We start from the raw sequence: 16,172 nt of genomic DNA, 5'->3' as shown, positions 1-16,172 counted from the left end.
CGCGGCTCACGCCGGCGATGTGACCGCCTCGCGCCGCGTGGCCTGCGTCGCGCCGCCCAGGGCGATCACCGCTTGCGCCACCTCGGCCGTCTGCGCGGCCGTCAGCTCCGGGAACATCGGCAGCGACAGCACCTCGTTCGCGGCGCGCTCGGCGTGCGGGAAGTCCCCGACGCGGTGGCCGAGTTCCGCGAACGCGGGCAGCAGGTGCACCGGCGTCGGGTAGTGGATGCCGGTCTGGATGCCGCAGGCGGCCAGGCCCTCCTGCAGGGCCTGGCGCCGGTCGGTGCGAATGACGTAGAGGTGATAGACGTGCCGGTTGACGGTGCTCGCCGCGGGCGCCGCGATCCCCGCGGCGCCGAGCAGCGCGTCGTAGCGCGCGGCGGCCGCGCGCCGCGCCTCGGTCCAGGCCTCCAGGTGCCGCAGCTTCACGCGCAGCACGGCGCCGGCCATGCCCTCGAGGCGGAAGTTGTAGCCCTTCAGCACGTGGTGGTACTTCTTCTCGGCGCCCCAGTCACGCAGCATGCGGATCGTGCGCGCGTAGTCCGGGCGGTCGGTGACGACCATGCCGCCCTCGCCATAGGCCCCGAGGTTCTTGCCGGGATAGAAGCTGAAGCAGCCGAGGTCGCCCAGGCTGCCGACGCGGCGGCCCTTGTAGTCGGCACCGTGCGCCTGGCACGCGTCCTCGATGACGACGAGGCCGTGGCGGCGCGCGATCTCCAGGATCGGGTCCATGTCGGCGGCCTGGCCGTACAGATGCACCGGCACGATCGCCTTGGTGCGCGGGGTGATTGCCGCTTCGATGGCATTCGGGTCCATCGTGTAGGTGCGCGGGTCGATGTCGACGAAGACCGGCCGGGCGCCGGTGTAGTCGATCGCGGACGCGGTCGCGATGAACGTGAAGGGCACGGTGATCACCTCGTCCCCCGCGCCGATGCCGGCGGCCAGCAGCGCGAGGTGCAGGGCGCTGGTGCCGGTGTTGACGCCGATGCCCTCGGCCGCGCCGCAGTACGCGGCGAACTCCTGCTCGAACGCGGCCACCTCGCTGCCGAGCGTGAACTGGCAGCTCTCGAGCACGCCGAGGATGGCCGCGTCGACCTCCTGCTTGATCGAGTGGTATTGAGTCCTGAGGTCGACGAAGGGAATCATGCGAGCTGCCTCGTGATGTAGACGGTTTCGCCCTTGGCGCGCATCGACTTGCTGGCGGCCTCGATCAGCTCGACCACGCGCAGACCGAGCTGCCCATCGGTCTTGGGCACCTTCCGGTTCTCGATGCAATCGATGAAGTGCAGCCCCTCGACGCCGAGCGCCTCGCTGACGGCCAGGCGCGGGGCCCACATGTCCCCGGTGCGGTAGCCGACGCGCATCTCGTGGATCTTCTGCGGGTCGTCGGTGAAGTCGACGCCCTTGTCGTAGACCTTGATCTTCTCGCTCGGCTCGAGGTCGTCGTACGTGATCATCTTCTTGCTGCCGCCGATCAGGATCTGGCGCACCTTCACCGGCGCGAGCCAGCTCACGTTGGCGTGCGCGATGGTTCCCGATTCGTAGAACAGCGTCACGTAGGCCAGGTTCTCCGGGGTGCCGGGGAAGTGATTGGTGCCGCTCGCCGAGACCGCGACCGGGTGTTCGTCGAGCAGGTGATCGAGGATCGAGAAGTCGTGGACCGCCAGGTCGGAGATCACGCTCACGTCGCGCTGGAACAGACCGAGGTTGACGCGGATCGAGTCGTAGTAGTAGATGCGCCCGAGCTCGCTGGCCTGGATGATCTCGGCCATCTTCGCGACCGCGCCGGTGTAAATGAAGGTGTGGTCGACGATCAGCACGAGCTGGCGCTTCTCGGCCTCGTCGACGAGCTGGCGGGCCTGCTGCGAGGTTTCGGTCATCGGCTTCTCGAGCCACAGGTGCTTGCCGGCACGCAGCGCGGCCAGGCCGAGCTCGAAGTGGGTCGAGACGGGCGTGGCAATCGCGATCGCGTCGATCGCCGGGTCGGCGAGCAGCTCGCGGTAGTCGGTGGTGGTCTTGACCGCCGGGAAGCGTCGGTTGACGATCGCGAGCTTCTCGGTGTCCAGATCGGCGACCGCCGCGACCGTCGCGCCGCGCGTCTCCGCGAAGTTGCGTACGAGGTTCGGGCCCCAGTATCCGTAGCCGATGATGCCGATGTTGATCACGTGTTCCCTCCTGCCTGCGATGTCTCGGGTTTCGAGGTCTGGTCGGCCGCCAGGCGCGTGCGCGTGTCGCCGATCACGCGGGCCGGGACGCCGGCCACGATCGCGTGATCCGGCACGTCGTGCGTGACGACTGCGCCGGCACCGACCAGCGCGTGACGGCCGATGGTGATGCCGGCAACGACGGTGGCGTTGCTGCCGATGGCGGCGCCGAACTGCACGCGGGTGCGCTCCAGCGTCCAGTCGGCCGCCGTCTGCAGGCCTCCGCCGGCGACAGTGGCCCGCGGCGCCAGATCGTTGGTGAACATCACGCCGTGGCCGATGAAGACTTCGTCCTCGATCAGCACGCCTTCGCAGATGAAGGAATGCGAGGAGATCTTGCAATGCGCCCCGACCTCGGCCCCCGCCTGGATCTCCACGAAGGTGCCGATCCGGGTCCCGGCGCCGATGCGGCAACCGTACAGGTTCACGAGCGCAGGATGGAATATCTGGACGTTCGCACCGAGGGTCGTGCTGTCGGCGATGGGCATCTGGTCGTCTCCCTGAGGTTGCTTCGCAGGGTCACAGGCGCCAGACGTGCAGCCCGCAGTCAGTCAGTGCAGCGCGGTCGTAGACCGATTTCACGTCCACGAAACAACCGTTGCGTATGACCTTGCTGGCCAGGTCCTGCGGCGTGAGCTCGCCGTACTGTCGATGGGCGACCGCGGCGATCAGCGCGTCGCCGCGCGGCAGGTCTTCCCACGCCAGCAGGCGAACGTCGAGGTCGCGCAGGGCCTCGTCGGCGTCGGCTTCCGGGTCGTGGACGAACACCTGCGCGCCGAAGCTCTGCAGTTCGCGGATGATGTCGACGACCTTGGTATTGCGGATGTCGGCGCAGTTCTCCTTGAACGTCAGCCCCAGGATGTTGACGCGCGCGCCCTTGACGCAGCTGCCGTTGGCGATCATCTGCTTGATCGTCTGCTCGGCGATGTACTTGCCCATGCCGTCGTTGATGCGCCGACCGGCGGTGATCACCTGCGGGTGGTAGCCCAGGGTCTCGGCCTTGTGGGTCAGGTAGTAGGGGTCCACGCCGATGCAGTGGCCGCCGACCAACCCGGGCTTGAACTTCAGGAAATTCCACTTGGTGCCGGCCGCCTCGAGCACCTCGTCGGTGTCGATGCCGATGCGGTCGAAGATGATGGCGAGTTCGTTCATCAACGCGATGTTCAGGTCGCGCTGCGTGTTCTCGATCACTTTGCAGGCCTCCGCCGCCTTGATGCTGGAGCAGCGGTAGACCCCCGCCTTGACGACCCGTTCGTACAGCGCGGCCACGCGCTCCAGCGTCTCGGGCGTGTCGCCGGCCACGACCTTCATCACGTTGTTCAGCACGTACTGGCGATCGCCCGGGTTGATCCGCTCGGGGCTGTAGCCCACAAAGAAGTCGCGTTTCCAGCGCAGGCCCGAGGACCGTTCGATCACGGGGATGCAGATCTCCTCGGTGGCGCCCGGGTAGACGGTGGATTCGAAGACGACGGTCGCACCGCGCTTGAGGTTCGCGCCGATGCTCTGAGAAGCGCTCTGCAACGGACGGAAATCGGGGATGTGCGCCGCGTCCACCGGGGTCGGCACGGCCACGAGGACGAAGTCGGCCTCGCGCAGCATGGAGGCATCGCTGGTGTACTCGGCGTGCACCGCGAGACGGAACTCCGAGCCCGGCACTTCGCGCGAGGGGTCGGTGCCGGTTCGGCAACGCGCGACTTTGGTGTCGATCACGTCGAAGCCGATCGTGCGCAGCTGCTTTCCAAACTCGATCACCAGCGGCAGGCCGACGTAGCCGAGGCCAATCACCGCAACGGTCGTCGTGTCGGGCGGCGTGGCCTGGTGCGTCTCGACGCGATCGGCGTCGGTCACGGGGCGCTCGCGCTCGACCACCACGCCGGAGGTGAAAGGGGCGCGCGCGCGGGCATGAATTGCTGAGTGCATTGGGATGGTTCCTGGCGCGAGGTGTCGGACAAAGTCTAGGGAGTCACCTGTCTGCGTGATTGCGTTCCGTCAACGCGGCCGGTTCCCTGTTTGGATGGGGGACAGGAGATGGATCGCGGCCGGATCGCGCGCGACCCGCAACGCGGCGGGCGTCGGTTCCAGCGCGCGCAGCATCCCGGGCAAGCGGTCCAGCTGCTCGGCAAGGTACCGGCGCGATTCGGCCAGGGTCGGTGTGCGCCCGATGCGCTTGCCGCCCCGCATGCAAGGCCGCAGCAATGTTTCTTCGTCGGCCGGCACGGGAGCGGCCGCCGCGTAGGAGCTCATCTCGCAGGACGCGCAGATGCGGGTGGCCTCGCTCTCGTTGAGCAACCACCCGCCCACCCCGAATTCGTCGATCGGCACGCCGTCGGTCGCGAGCGCGCCGATGCACATCTCGTCGAGGTCGCCGCTCGCGCGGATGGCCAGGTCGGCGAGGCCGGCCGCGTCGAGCCGCGCGCGCAGCGTCCGGGCCCGGGCGACCAGACCGGCGCCCTCGAGCTGCACGCCCTTGATCGCAATGCCCCTGCGCCGCATGGCGCCCGCGACGTCCACCGGGTCAGACGACGCGGTCAGGAGGTCGGTGGCGTCGAACGGCGGCAGCATGCTCGCCGCCGAACCGGGTGGGATTGAGAACAGCGTGCCCACGCCCGTCGCATCGGCGCGAAGGAAGAGCGTGTCCAGGGTGGGGATGCCGAAGCGTCGGGACGCTTCCATGGTGGCGCTGCCGTCGAAGCCTGCGAGGTAGGCGGCGCGCGCCGCGAGTAGGGCGGCCTCGCTGCCGTGCGCGCGACGCAGCCCCAGGTCCAGCAGACGCCGTCCGCGCGCTGCCAGAACGATCCGCGCCGCGCTCGAGGCGATCGCGGTCTCGAAGTGCACCAGGTTCAGCAGGCGGCTCTCTATCAGTTGCGCGACCGGCAGTGGCGCGGTGATCCGCATGATCGGCTCCCCGGCGAAGAACACCGTGCCTTCCGGCATGGCGTCCACATCGCCGTCGAAGCGCAGACCGTGCGCATAGTCGAGCAGTTGCGGCGAGAAGCCGCCCTGTTGACGCAGCCAGGCGAACTCGGCCTCGGAGAATGAAAGGCTCTTGAGGAATTGGAGCGCCTGCTCCAGCCCGGCCGCGACCAGGAAGTTGCGCTGGGGCGGCAGTGTGCGCACGACGAGCTCGAACACCGCGTGCTGCGTCAGCTGCCGTTCCAGGCAGATCTGCATCGCCGCCAGTCGGTCATGGTCGGTGACGAGCGCGCTCATGCAGATCGATTCATCGTTGAGGCAGGTCCGTGTGCTCGAGGACTTCGAGAATGGAATCGTGTGACGAGCGCGCGCCGCCCGATTGCGGAATCGCAACGGGGCCGCCGGTGCAGCCTCAAGCAGTCTTCCGCCACCCGCGGATCGACCGTTTGGGACGGTCGATTGAGTCAGCGCAGGTGCTCGCGGCGCGATCCCGAGGTGCTGCTGCGCCCGCAGTTCGAACTGCGCCTGGCTGCCCAGGCCCTCGACCGCCTCGACCTCGCGTTGCAGGAACACGCGGCACTGCTGCGAGAGCGTTGCGAACGGCAGTGCATCGTGGAGGGCCACGGCGACCTGCGACCGGAGCACGTGTGCCTGCTGAGGCCGCCGGTCGTCATCGACTGCATCGAGTTCAATCCCGGACTGCGCAGGTGGATCCTTTCGACGAAGTGGCGTATCTCGGCCTCGAATGCGATCTGGCGGGCGCGGCGTGGATCGGGCGCCATCTGCTGGCCGGCCTGTCCGCGCAGCTGCGGACGCGTCCGTCGAGGCGGTTGATGCTTCTCTACACCGCGCTGCGGGCCTTGCTGCGCTCGCGGCTGGTCATGGCGCACCTGCTCGACCCGCATCCGCGCAGCCCGGATCGATGGATGCCGCTGGCGCAGCGCTACGTGCAGCGTGCGCTCGACGTGCTCGACGAACTCGAGGGCGGCCCGTGCGGCGATCACCTTGAGGTGGCTCAAGGGAGGGGGACTTCCGCCCCGCTAACGTAGCAACGTCGACCACGAACCATGGAGGCTCCCCGTGTTCAAGCACATCCTGATTCCAACCGATGGCTCGCCGTTGTCCGAAGGCGCCGTGCTCAAGGGCGTCGAGCTGGCGCGTTCACTCGGTGCCCGCGTCACCGGTCTGCACGTCACGCCGCCATTCCAGGTGCTCACCTACCGACCGGACCTGCTGGAAGAGACCCGCGAGGAGTTCGATCGCGACAGTCAGGCGGCGGCCGATCGCCATCTCGCCTTCGTTCGCAAGGCCGCGAACGAGATGGGCGTGCCATGCGCGACGCTGCGCAGCGTCAGCGACGAAGTCGACCAGGCCATCATCGACACCGCGCGCGAGCATGTCTGCGATCTGATCGTCATGGCATCCCATGGGCGGCGGGGTCTGGGACGCGTGCTGCTGGGCAGCCAGACGCAGCGCGTGACCACTCACTCGGCCGTTCCGGTGCTGGTCTGCCATTGACGGGGTTCCGCCGGACCGGCCCCATGGCGCGCGCCTTGCCACACGGCGTCTGGATCGCGGTGGCGGTCCTGCTGACGGCCATCGCGGTGGGCTTGCTGGTCGGTCTCGGCGTGATCTGGATGCTGTCGTACTCGGACTGACGACGCCGCGCCCGGCCCCGTGCTCAGTGCGACATCAGCAGCGGCACGGTCGTCGATGCGAGCAGGTCGCGGGTGGCGCCCCCGAGCACCGCTTCCGCCCACCGCGCATGACCGTACGCTCCCATCACGAGCAGGTCGGCGCGCGATGTAGCCGTTCGCTCGCGCATCGCATGGGCGAGGGGGCCTCGGGCGGGGACGACCTCGGCGTGCGCCAGAACGTCATGCCGCGCCAGCCAGGCCCTCGGCGCGGCCAGGGCGGAGGTCCCCTCCGGTTCGTACGCGCCGTCGTCTTCGGTCCACCGCACGAGTTCGACGCGTTGCGCGCGTCGCAGCAGCGGCAATGCGTCGGACGCGGCCCGGGCCGCCTCGCGCGTGTCGTTCCATGCGACCAGGACGCGCTCGCCGAGCGTCCCGTGGTGACCGACGCGCGGCAGGACCAGGGTCGGCCGCGGGCTGTGCAGCACGATGTCCTCGACCAGGGTGTCGCCGCTCACGGCGTCGGCCTGGGTCAGCACCACCAGGTCACTGCAGCGTGCATGCGCGAGCACCGAGGTGAAGGTGTCCGTCTCGTCGATGCGGGCTTCGAACGACGCAACGCCTGCCGCATGGCAGGCGACACGGAACTGGTCGACGGCACGCTCGGCCTGGTCCCGCAGCCGGTCCCACACGCGCGCCGCGCTGGCGCTGAGGGAGTCGGCCCCGGCCGGCACCCGGCGCAGGTCGCGCAGGTCCGTGGAGGCCACCCCCAGCAGGTGCCAGTCGAGCACTGCGGCGAGTCGCACGGCAGCCTGGACGCGTTGCGCGCTCTCCTTGGATGGATCGAGCAGAACGAGCAGGCTTCCCTGGCTCATGCGTGGCTCACTGGATGGCGATCGTCTTGCTGACGCTGCCCTCGCTCTTCGGCAGCGTGAGCTTCAGAACGCCGTCCTCCAACTTCGCGACCACGTTGCGCGCGTCGATCTCGTGGGCCAGCGAGAAGGCGCGCGACGCGCTGCCGTGGTACGTCTCCTTCAGCACCACGCGCCCGGCCGACTTCTCCTCGTGTTCCTTCTTCACCTCGGCGGAGATCGACACGAAGTTGCGATCGACGTTGACCCGGATGTCCTCCTTCTTCGCGCCCGGGATCTCGGCGCGGACCTCGTAGGCCTTGTCCTTCTCTGTCACGTCGATGCGGATCTCGCCCGGCGCCTCTTCGCTGATCTGCGTGGGCATCCCCCAGCGGCGAAGCAGCTCGGGAAACATGCGATCGATCGGATCGAAGCGTGTCAATGCGGTCATGAGTCTCTCCTGGTGTGTTGCGGAAACAGCCGGTGCCGGGCCCATCGCCTCGGCTTCGTCCAGTCTAGGAAGCCGCTTGCACGCTGGATTGAGGCTGATCAAGGGATCAGCACCGCGGCGCCCTGGAGGCGGCCGGCGCGCAGGTCGGCCAGGGCCCGGTTCGCCTCCGCGAGAGCGTAAGAGGTTGCCGTAGCGACGAGCCCGATGCGGCCGGCCAGTTCGAGGAACTCGGTCCCGTCCGCACGGGTCAGGTTCGCCACGGACAGCAGCTGCCGCTCGCCCCACAGCAGGTTGTACGCAAAGCCGGGGATGTCGCTCATGTGGATGCCCGCGCACACGACGCGGCCACCCTTGGCCACGGCGCGCAACGCCATCGGAACCAGTTCGCCGGCCGGGGCGAAGATGATCGCGGCATCGAGCGGCCGCGGCGGTGCGTCGGTGGCGTCGCCGGCCCAGTCGACCTGCAACTCGCGGGCGAAGGCCTGGGTGCGCAGATCGCCAGCGCGGGTGAACGCATAGACCGTTCGCCCTTGCCAGCTCGCGACCTGGGCAACGAGGTGCGCCGCGGCGCCGAAGCCGTAGAGCCCGAGTTGCCGGCCCGGGCCTGCCATCTTCAACGCCCGCCAGCCGATCAGTCCGGCGCACATCAGCGGCGCAAGTGATTCGGCCGGCCGCTGTGTCGCACTTGCGCCCAGGGCGAAGGCGTAGCGGGCGTCCGCGACGACCGACGTGGCGTAGCCGCCGTCGCGTGTATAGCCGGTGAAGCTCGGGCGGTCGCAGAGGTTCTCGCGCTGCGCGATGCAGTAGGGACAGGCGCCGCAGGTGCGCCCCAGCCAGGGCACGCCGACGCGGTCGCCCAGCGCCAGGCCGGCAACGCCGGTTCCGATCGCGGCCACGCGGCCGACGATCTCGTGGCCGGGGATGACCGGCAGCTTCGGGTCCGGAAGTTCGCCGTCTATCAGGTGCAGGTCGGTGCGGCAGACTCCGCAGGCCTCGACCCGGACCCGGATCTCGCCCGGTCCGGGCGCCGGGTCCGGTCGCTCGGCCCACGTCAGCGGCTCGCCGATCCGGTTCAGGACCATCGCATGCATGGCATCGCCTTTCCGCGGCCATCGCAGGACGGCCGACGGCCAAAGCATCGGCGGCGAGGCGTTGCGCTTGTTGCGTTTGCTCAAGGAGCCGGGGGCCGGGGTGTCGGACCATCGTGCCACTCATCCGAGGCCCTTCCATGAGACCCGCTTCTTCCGGTCCCGTCACCCCGACGACCGGCGCCCTGTTGGCGTCGGCCTGCACGGCGGTGCTCGCCGGCGGGCGCGGCACGCGCTTTTGCGAGCTGACCGACACACGCGCCAAGCCGGCAGTCCCGTTCGGCGGCTCGTGGCGGCTGATCGACTTCACGCTCAGCAACTGCTTCAACTCGGGGCTGCGGCACGTCAAGGTCCTGGCCCAGTACCAGTCGCACTCGCTGGCGCGGCACATCGCCCGGGCTTGGACGTTCTCGTCCCCGTTCCAGGCGGATTCGGTCGAGACGGTCACCGCGCGCGAGCCCGCCGCGGGCGGCTACAGCGGAACGGCCGACGCGGTTCATCAGAACATCGACATCCTGCGCGCGATGGCGCCCGAACGGGTCGTCGTGCTGGCGGGCGATCACCTTTACAAGATGAACTACGGCGCAATGCTCGAGGAGCACGTGCGCCGCGACGCCGACGTGACCGTGGGCTGCGTCGATGTGCCGGTCGACCGCGCGTGCGAGCTCGGGGTCGTCCGGCTCGACGAGGACGGCCGGATACGGGCGTTCTGCGAAAAGCCGGGCCGAGCGGAGTCGACCTCCGGGACGCCCGGCTGGACGGTCGCGAGCATGGGCATCTACGTCTTCCGCGCGGAACTGCTCTGGCGGGAGCTGGCGCGGGATGCGGCGGACCCGCAGTCCTGTCACGACTTCGGGCGCGACCTCCTGCCGGCGCTGGTCGGGCGCGCCCGCGTGTTCGCGCACCACTTTTCCGGGTACTGGCGCGATGTCGGCTCGCCCGGCGCCTACTGGTCGGCTCACATGGATCTGCTGGGCCAAGCGCCGCGCCTGGATGTCGTCGACCCCGCGTGGCCGATCCGAGGCGATGCAAGCTCGGCCGCGGGTGTGCGTTGGGTACCCGCCGCAAGCGGGGAGGGCGGCACGGTGGAGGATTCGCTGCTGTGCGGCGGGGGCGTCGTGTGCGGCGGCCACGTGCGCCGCTCGGTGCTCCACCCGCGCTTCACGATCGGCGAGGGCAGCACGGTCGAGGCGTCGGTCGTGCTGCCCGGGGTGACCGTCGGGCGCCAGGTCGTCTTGCAGCGCGTGGTCGTCGACGAGGGTTGCATCCTCCCTGACGGCATCGGGATCGGCATCCATCCCGGCGAGGACCGTGCCCGATTCAACGTGACTGCGGAGGGAATCACGCTGGTGACCGCGCGCATGCTGGCGGCGGCACCCTAGGCGACCGGGCATGGTCGCAATGCTGAATCGACCGGAGCTCCCGGGCCCGCCCGGATGGCCCGGACTGCTGTCGATTCCCGAGGGCGCGCAATCGCTGGTCGTGATCCTGCCCGGCGGCGGCGGCCGCGCGGCTGGGTCGCGCGACGAACTGTCCGACGGCGTTGCACGGGCCTGCCGCCGGCGCGGCATGGCGACGTTCAGGTTTCCGGCGCTCTTCGAGCCGAACGACGGCCGGCGGCCGGTGGATCAGGGTCGCGCGGGCCGACGCATCGCGGACGTGCTCGACTGGGCGGTGACGCACCGGACGACGCGCGATCTCGCGATGGGCCTGTCGGCCGCCGGGTCCTGTGTTGCCGCGGCCGTGATCGCGGCGGCCGTGCGGTCGGATCAGCTCGCTGGACTGGTGTTCCATGCCGGTCGCCCGGACCATGCGCTCGACTGCCTGTCGGAACTGGAGGCCGCCACGCTGTTCGTCGTCGGTTCCGAGGATCGGCACCTGATCGAGGTCAACCGGGTCGCCTACCGACGGCTGCACTGCGTGCGGCGCTTCGAGATCCTGCCGGGCCTGTCCCGAACGTTGAAGGGTCCAGGTGCGATCGACAGCGTGGCCGAGCTGTCGGCCAGCTGGTTCGACGTGCACCTACAGGGCGACCATGCCAGCTGACGGAACGCCGGGCAGGCGATCCAGGTTCACGTGCGTGACCAGGAAGCTGTGCGCATCGATCGGTGCGACGTGCATGCGAAACCACAGGGCCTGCGTCGGGGAGTTGCACGGGTACTCCATCGAGAACTCGACGGCTCGACCATCCAGCACCTCGGTGATGCCACGCAGCGCGACCTGCGCCATCGGATCGCTCGCCGCACTGTGCCGACAGACGTCGAGGTAGTTGACGCCGGGTCCGCACCCGCGCATCTCCGGGTCGCCGCACTGCGCGGCGAAGGCGCGCCAGGCGCGATTGACGAGCACGATGGCGCCGCCCTTGTCGATCAAAACGACGTTGCCGCCGAGCGCGTCGATGATGGCGGGCAGCAGGTGCGGCGGCGGTGCCGGGGTGGCCGGGGGCGCCAGAAGCAGCGCCGCCGATGGACCCGGCACGCGCGTCTCCCACGGGCCCGGCACGCGGACGTCGATGGTCGTGCCGACGCCGGGCGTGCTCGTCACGGCCATGGTGCCTCCGATGGCGAGCACCCGCTCCTGCATGCCGAGCATGCCGAACGAACCCGGATGCCGCGGCGCCGCGATCGCCGTGCCGCAGCCGTCGTCGCGGATCCGCAGCAGGATGTCGCCGGTGCGCGTGCGCCGGTAGGTCACCTCGACCCGCCCGGCGTGGGCGTGCTTGGCGACGTTGCCGAGCGCCTCCTGCGCCGCGCGGTACAGGCAGGTGGTAACCGACGCCGCGAGCGGCGAGTCGGGCGGGCCATCGTCCGTGCCGTTGAACACGCACTCGATCCGGAAGCGCCGGCGGAACTGCGACAGCAGCGCCTCGAGCGCGTCGGTCAGTCCGAGATCCTCGAGCATCTGCGGCCGCAGGTCGTTGATGATCCGGCGCGTCGACTCCATCGCGGTACCGGCCAGCTCGCCGGTTTCGCCGAGCAACTGGGCCACGTCGGGCAGCGCGGCAGCGATCCGGTTCGCGGCCGCCGTGATGTCGATGCGGATGGCGGCCAGCGCTTGCTGCAGGTCGTCGTGCAGTTCTCGGGCGATGCGCCGGCGTTCGTTTTCCTGGACCCTGTCCTGCGCGGCAATCAGCCGCCGCAGGGTGGCGTGCGATTCCGACAGGGCCTGCCGGGCCTGCGCCAACTCGCTGGTGTCGCGCATCACCACCGCGATAGCGCCGTTCACCTGCTCCTCGAAGAAGGTCGAGGCGGCCTCGACGACCCGCACCGCCCCGTCCGGGCGCAGGACCTGAATGCGCGTGACCGGCGAAGCGGCGGCGGCCCCGTCGGGCTTGAGCAAGTGCGAGCGCACCAGATCGACCGAGTCGGGGTGGACCAGCACGAGCAGATCGGAGTGCAGCAGTTCCCGCTCGTCGCGGGCCAGCAGCAGTTCGGCAGCGCGATTGACGAAGGTGATGCGGTCATCGCGAACGACCAGCACGGCCTCGGGCAAGGCCTGCAGGAGGCGTCGCAGCGACGCCTCGTTGTGGCGCAACGCTTCCTCGGCATGCCGGCGCTCTGAGATGTCGCGCAGCACCGCGGTGAAGAGTCGCTCTCTGCCGATCTGCACCCGCGAGATCGCGACATCGACGGGGAACTCGGTGCCGTCGGCGCGCAGCGCCATCACGTCGCGCTCGCGCCCCATGTGGCGCGGCGCCGGGCCCTCCAGGCCGAAGCGTCGGACATCCGATTCGTGGCTGGCGCGGTGACGCTCGGGCATCAGTTTCGTCAGCGGACCACGCAGCAACTCGTCGGCTGCGTAGCCGAACATCGCGCAGGCCGCCCGATTGATCGTGAGGATCCGCTGCCGCGAGTCCATGGTGATGATGCCCACGCTTGCCGCACCGACGATGCCTTCGGTGAGCGCGTCGCCTCGCGCGCGCAGCGCGCGTCCCGCCTGGCCCGTGGCGGCCCGGCGCCCCCCCGCCTTACGGCGAAGGGGCACGTGCCGTTTGTCGAGCATGGAGGAGGCGGCGACGATCGGCCATCAGATCTCTTCCTCGGGCATCGACCGGGCGAGTGCGCCGAGGCCGGAATCGTTTGCACCCATATCGTTCTCGAGTCCATAGCGGATCAGGGCCGCTGAGTTCGGCAGCTGCAGCTTGTCGAGGATGCGGCTCTTGTGGGTGCTGACCGTCTTGACCGACAGGTGCAGCGCGTCGGCGATGTCGGTCAGGCGCTGGCCGGCCACGATGCGCTGCGCCACGTCAAGCTCGCGGTCGGACAGGCTGTCGTGGCGCGGCGCGCGTGCCACGCCGCTGAGCTGCTGCACCAGGCGCTCGGCCAGGCTCGCGGTGACGTAGGACCCGCCGTCGGCGACCTTCACGACTGCGGCGGCGAGCTCGGCAGCAGCGCTGTCCTTGGTCAGGTAGCCGTTCGCGCCGGCCTTGAACGCGCGCATCGCGTACTGCTCCTCCGCGTGCATGCTCAGCACCATCACGGCCATCGCGGGGTACGAGGACTTCATGCGACGGATGAGGTCCAGCCCGGGCATCCCCGGCATGGACAGGTCCACGATCGCCAGCGAAAAGGTCTCCTGGCGCAGGCGGTCGAGCGCCTGGAAGCCGGTCGCGGCCTCGGTGACGACCCAGTCCGCGAGCGGCTCGAGAATGCGCTTGATGCCTTCGCGGACGATGGTGTGGTCATCGACCAGCAACAGCGAGCGGGCGTGGCTCGATCGCGGGGGGGTCTGCATCGCATGCGCGTTCATATGCCAAGGGTAGGGCCGCCGCTCACGGCGGCGAGGGGTCCGATCGCTCGCTCAGTTGACAAACATCAACAATCGAAGCTTAGGGGTATTCGCCGCCGACACCACCCGGGGAAAGTCGGGTCTCCCGCGCCCGGAATGGTCGGGCGTTCGGAAAAGCCTGAACGGCGGCGCGCGAAGTCGCGGCCGGCCTTCAGCGCACCACAGGTCCAAATGGGCTGCGCTTCCGATAGGCGGCGCGACGACCGGATGTCATTCTTGGTGCATCGATGTCTGCCGGACCCTGGAATGAACGACCTCCGCGCCCTCGCTGATCCGTCCCCGGCCAGCCACGTCAAGTTGCTGGTGCCTGCCGAAGGAACGCCCAGCGGACGGGGCGCGCTCGCGGACCTGCTGCGCCTCATGTGCGTGAACATCGAGGAGCGCGCGGTTCCGGACATCGCCGTCCTCGTCCGCCGCGTCGGCGCCGGCGAGGCCCTCTTCCGCGAGGGGCTGCCGGCCCACTCGATCTATTTCGTTCGCAGCGGCACCTTCAAGACCCTGCATACCGGGCTCGACGGCTACGAGCAGGTGCTCGGGTTCTACGGCAAGACGGAGGTGCTCGGATTCGACGCGATCAGCGGGGCGGCCCACCCGAGCGAAGCGGTGGCGCTGGAGGACTCGAGCGTATTCGTGTTGAACGTGCATTCGCTGCAAAGCCGCCTCGACACCTGCCCCGTCCTGGCGCGCGTGGTCCATCGGGCCGTCAGCGAGGCGCTGGTGCGGCAAGGCGAGATTGCCGACATGATGGCCGCCGTGGCGGCCGAAGTGCGCCTCGCACGCTTCCTGCTCAACCTGTCGCACCGGATGCTGGAGTCGGGGCAGTCGCCGCACCGCTTCGTGTTGCGCATGACGCGCCGTGACATCGGCAGCTACCTCGGCGTGGCGCACGAGACGGTCAGCCGCTCGTTCACCGCGCTGGCGGCCTGGGGGCTGCTGACGGTGGCCAATCGCGAGGTCCGCATCGTCGACATGGAGCAGTTGCGGCACTTCTCGCTCGGCACGCGTCGCCAGATCGACGACGCGAGCCGCAAGGAGCTGAACTGCGCAGTCCGGCGCGCGGCGTGAGCCCGACAGTGCGACCGGCTCGGCCGGGGCGGAGCGCGGAAGGCCGACCGTGTTGAAGCTGCTCGTGGCGGTCGACGGTTCACCGCAAGCCTTGAAGGCGATCGAGGTTCTCGGGCAATGGACGCGGCGCGGCGTGCCGCTGGAGATCGTCCTGGTCAACGTCGTCGGCACCGATCCGTGCGTGGCGGTGATGGCGCCGGAGCAGCGCGAGGCCTTCAAGGCGACCCAGCGGCACGCGCAGCACCGGCTGCTGCTGGAGGCGGAGTCGCGGGCGCTGGGGTGCGGTGTGTCCCTGCACGGCATGCTCGCGCTCGAGGGCGCCCCCGCGCAGGAGATCGTTCGAACCGCCACGACGCAAGGTGTCGACCAGATCGTGATGGGTGCGCACGGGAGCGATTCGGTCGGCGGCGGGAGCCTGGTTCCCGGCTCGGTGGCGCAGCGCGTCCTGTGCCTGGCCCGGCACCCTGTGCTGCTGGTGCCGTAGCGTTGTCGTTTCAGGAGGGCTGCACCTTGAGTTCGTTCATGACGCTGGTGACGCCGGGTGCTGCCCAAGCGGCCGACGAGGCGGCACTCACGTCGCTCCACGACGCCACCGCTCCGCGCAGCGTCACCGACGAGCCGGCGACCTTGACCTCGATGCCCTTGGCCGCCTCTTCGGCATGGCGCACCAGCGCCTCGCGGATGCGGTCGGCCACGTTGGTTTGAACGATGCCCGGTTTCAGCGTGATGCCGTTGCTCACGCCGACCACGCCGGTCAGCGGTCGCACTGCGCGTTCCGCTTCCCGCCGCTGGTACTCCCAGCTCACGTCTCCCTTGAGCGTCACCCAGCCTTTCTCGACCATGATCTGGATGCGGTCGGCCGGGACCAGCGAATGCCACTTGAACGCCGATTCGATGGCCGCGGCGATCTCGGTGTCGCTGCGCCGGTGGCTCGGATCGAGCGTCACGTCGATCTCGACCGCGATGCCCTTGACGCCCTGCACCCGCTGCGTCGCCTTTTCCGCCGCGTACTTCTCGGCGTAGGTGTCGAGGTGACCTGTGAGCGTGACCACACCGTCCTTGACCGCGACGCCGATTCGTGTCGCGTTGAGCGACGGGTCCCAGTCGAGTTCGGCGATCACGTCCTTCTTCACTTGCGCGTCTGTCTTCATGTCCTGTCCTCCGGTACCGCGGCGCAT

At 69.4% G+C, this 16,172-nt stretch carries 17 protein-coding genes; 6 read left to right on the top strand and 11 right to left on the bottom strand.

From position 1 onward, the window contains the following. Positions 1–6: 6 nt before the first annotated feature. From ACWH49_RS26395 to ACWH49_RS26375, 5 genes are all read right to left on the bottom strand, one after another. Positions 7–1,146: a DegT/DnrJ/EryC1/StrS family aminotransferase gene (locus ACWH49_RS26395; protein WP_448174143.1), complete on the bottom strand. Its 1,140-nt coding sequence runs from the start codon at positions 1,144–1,146 to the stop codon at positions 7–9. Then, positions 1,143–2,165: a Gfo/Idh/MocA family protein gene (locus tag ACWH49_RS26390; protein WP_082548823.1), complete on the bottom strand. Its 1,023-nt coding sequence runs from the start codon at positions 2,163–2,165 to the stop codon at positions 1,143–1,145. Before ACWH49_RS26390 ends, ACWH49_RS26395 begins: the two co-directional genes overlap by 4 nt. After that, entirely contained in the window at positions 2,162–2,692 is a 531-nt protein-coding gene (locus ACWH49_RS26385; protein WP_448174142.1) for an acyltransferase, read from the bottom strand. The genes ACWH49_RS26390 and ACWH49_RS26385 overlap by 4 nt, the downstream gene beginning before the upstream one ends. 31 nt (positions 2,693–2,723) lie before the next feature. Next, positions 2,724–4,124, bottom strand: a complete 1,401-nt coding sequence (locus ACWH49_RS26380) for a nucleotide sugar dehydrogenase (RefSeq protein WP_448174141.1) — start codon at positions 4,122–4,124, stop codon at positions 2,724–2,726. A 69-nt stretch (positions 4,125–4,193) separates the two neighbouring features. After that, positions 4,194–5,741: a nicotinate phosphoribosyltransferase gene (locus ACWH49_RS26375; protein ID WP_448174140.1), complete on the bottom strand. Its 1,548-nt coding sequence runs from the start codon at positions 5,739–5,741 to the stop codon at positions 4,194–4,196. A gap of 83 nt (positions 5,742–5,824) precedes the next feature. Here ACWH49_RS26375 and ACWH49_RS26370 point away from each other — a divergent pair, with 83 nt between their 5' ends. Together ACWH49_RS26370 and ACWH49_RS26365 are read left to right on the top strand one after the other, a co-directional pair. Continuing rightward, the gene (locus ACWH49_RS26370) at positions 5,825–6,166 is read left to right on the top strand and encodes a hypothetical protein (protein WP_448174139.1); all 342 of its coding nucleotides are present in this window, start codon (positions 5,825–5,827) and stop codon (positions 6,164–6,166) included. A gap of 31 nt (positions 6,167–6,197) precedes the next feature. Continuing rightward, a complete protein-coding gene (locus ACWH49_RS26365) occupies positions 6,198–6,635 on the top strand; it encodes a universal stress protein (RefSeq protein ID WP_448174138.1) in 438 nt (145 codons plus the stop codon). Positions 6,636–6,798: 163 nt separating this feature from the next. Here ACWH49_RS26365 and ACWH49_RS26360 read toward each other — a convergent pair whose 3' ends face one another. From ACWH49_RS26360 to ACWH49_RS26350, 3 genes are all read right to left on the bottom strand, one after another. Next, positions 6,799–7,626: a universal stress protein gene (locus tag ACWH49_RS26360; protein WP_448174137.1), complete on the bottom strand. Its 828-nt coding sequence runs from the start codon at positions 7,624–7,626 to the stop codon at positions 6,799–6,801. Positions 7,627–7,633: 7 nt separating this feature from the next. Continuing rightward, on the bottom strand, positions 7,634–8,053 hold the full coding sequence (locus tag ACWH49_RS26355; RefSeq protein ID WP_448174136.1) for an Hsp20/alpha crystallin family protein: 420 nt from the start codon (positions 8,051–8,053) through the stop codon (positions 7,634–7,636). Between the two features lie 98 nt (positions 8,054–8,151). After that, positions 8,152–9,144 (bottom strand): zinc-dependent alcohol dehydrogenase family protein, encoded by a 993-nt coding sequence (locus tag ACWH49_RS26350; RefSeq protein WP_448174135.1) that lies wholly within the window; start codon positions 9,142–9,144, stop codon positions 8,152–8,154. Between the two features lie 137 nt (positions 9,145–9,281). Here ACWH49_RS26350 and ACWH49_RS26345 point away from each other — a divergent pair, with 137 nt between their 5' ends. Both ACWH49_RS26345 and ACWH49_RS26340 read left to right on the top strand, forming a co-directional pair. Continuing rightward, entirely contained in the window at positions 9,282–10,523 is a 1,242-nt protein-coding gene (locus tag ACWH49_RS26345) for a sugar phosphate nucleotidyltransferase (RefSeq protein ID WP_448174134.1), read from the top strand. 10 nt (positions 10,524–10,533) lie between these two features. Then, positions 10,534–11,187 (top strand): hypothetical protein, encoded by a 654-nt coding sequence (locus ACWH49_RS26340; protein WP_448174133.1) that lies wholly within the window; start codon positions 10,534–10,536, stop codon positions 11,185–11,187. Here ACWH49_RS26340 and ACWH49_RS26335 read toward each other — a convergent pair. Further along, positions 11,164–13,143 (bottom strand): PAS domain-containing sensor histidine kinase, encoded by a 1,980-nt coding sequence (locus ACWH49_RS26335; RefSeq protein WP_448174132.1) that lies wholly within the window; start codon positions 13,141–13,143, stop codon positions 11,164–11,166. The genes ACWH49_RS26340 and ACWH49_RS26335 overlap by 24 nt on opposite strands. Positions 13,144–13,167: 24 nt before the next feature. Next, positions 13,168–13,875, bottom strand: coding sequence for a response regulator (locus ACWH49_RS26330; protein WP_448174131.1), 708 nt, complete (start codon positions 13,873–13,875; stop codon positions 13,168–13,170). Between the two features lie 300 nt (positions 13,876–14,175). Here ACWH49_RS26330 and ACWH49_RS26325 point away from each other — a divergent pair, with 300 nt between their 5' ends. Beyond that, positions 14,176–14,994: a Crp/Fnr family transcriptional regulator gene (locus ACWH49_RS26325; RefSeq protein WP_448174130.1), complete on the top strand. Its 819-nt coding sequence runs from the start codon at positions 14,176–14,178 to the stop codon at positions 14,992–14,994. A 49-nt stretch (positions 14,995–15,043) separates the two neighbouring features. After that, the gene (locus ACWH49_RS26320) at positions 15,044–15,478 is read left to right on the top strand and encodes a universal stress protein (protein ID WP_448174129.1); all 435 of its coding nucleotides are present in this window, start codon (positions 15,044–15,046) and stop codon (positions 15,476–15,478) included. Between the two features lie 10 nt (positions 15,479–15,488). Here the strand turns inward: ACWH49_RS26320 and ACWH49_RS26315 are convergent, their stop codons facing one another. Continuing rightward, positions 15,489–16,145: a BON domain-containing protein gene (locus tag ACWH49_RS26315; RefSeq protein ID WP_448174128.1), complete on the bottom strand. Its 657-nt coding sequence runs from the start codon at positions 16,143–16,145 to the stop codon at positions 15,489–15,491. Positions 16,146–16,172 lie beyond the last annotated feature (27 nt).

Source organism: Rhizobacter fulvus (assembly GCF_964020785.1).
The sequence above is the reverse complement of the archived record's forward strand: the minus strand, read 5'-3'. Positions and strand labels throughout refer to the sequence as shown.

Bases quoted from the DNA above. Each gene is read 5' to 3' on its own strand.
- ACWH49_RS26315 (WP_448174128.1), bottom strand. From the start codon at position 16,145: ATGAAGACAGACGCGCAAGTGAAGAAGGACGTGATCGCCGAACTCGAC.
- ACWH49_RS26395 (WP_448174143.1), bottom strand. From the start codon at position 1,146: ATGATTCCCTTCGTCGACCTCAGGACTCAATACCACTCGATCAAGCAG.
- ACWH49_RS26335 (WP_448174132.1), bottom strand. From the start codon at position 13,143: ATGCTCGACAAACGGCACGTGCCCCTTCGCCGTAAGGCGGGGGGGCGC.
- ACWH49_RS26325 (WP_448174130.1), top strand. From the start codon at position 14,176: ATGAACGACCTCCGCGCCCTCGCTGATCCGTCCCCGGCCAGCCACGTC.
- ACWH49_RS26330 (WP_448174131.1), bottom strand. From the start codon at position 13,875: ATGCAGACCCCCCCGCGATCGAGCCACGCCCGCTCGCTGTTGCTGGTC.
- ACWH49_RS26355 (WP_448174136.1), bottom strand. From the start codon at position 8,053: ATGACCGCATTGACACGCTTCGATCCGATCGATCGCATGTTTCCCGAG.
- ACWH49_RS26380 (WP_448174141.1), bottom strand. From the start codon at position 4,124: ATGCACTCAGCAATTCATGCCCGCGCGCGCGCCCCTTTCACCTCCGGC.
- ACWH49_RS26360 (WP_448174137.1), bottom strand. From the start codon at position 7,626: ATGAGCCAGGGAAGCCTGCTCGTTCTGCTCGATCCATCCAAGGAGAGC.
- ACWH49_RS26345 (WP_448174134.1), top strand. From the start codon at position 9,282: ATGAGACCCGCTTCTTCCGGTCCCGTCACCCCGACGACCGGCGCCCTG.
- ACWH49_RS26385 (WP_448174142.1), bottom strand. From the start codon at position 2,692: ATGCCCATCGCCGACAGCACGACCCTCGGTGCGAACGTCCAGATATTC.
- ACWH49_RS26350 (WP_448174135.1), bottom strand. From the start codon at position 9,144: ATGCATGCGATGGTCCTGAACCGGATCGGCGAGCCGCTGACGTGGGCC.
- ACWH49_RS26340 (WP_448174133.1), top strand. From the start codon at position 10,534: ATGGTCGCAATGCTGAATCGACCGGAGCTCCCGGGCCCGCCCGGATGG.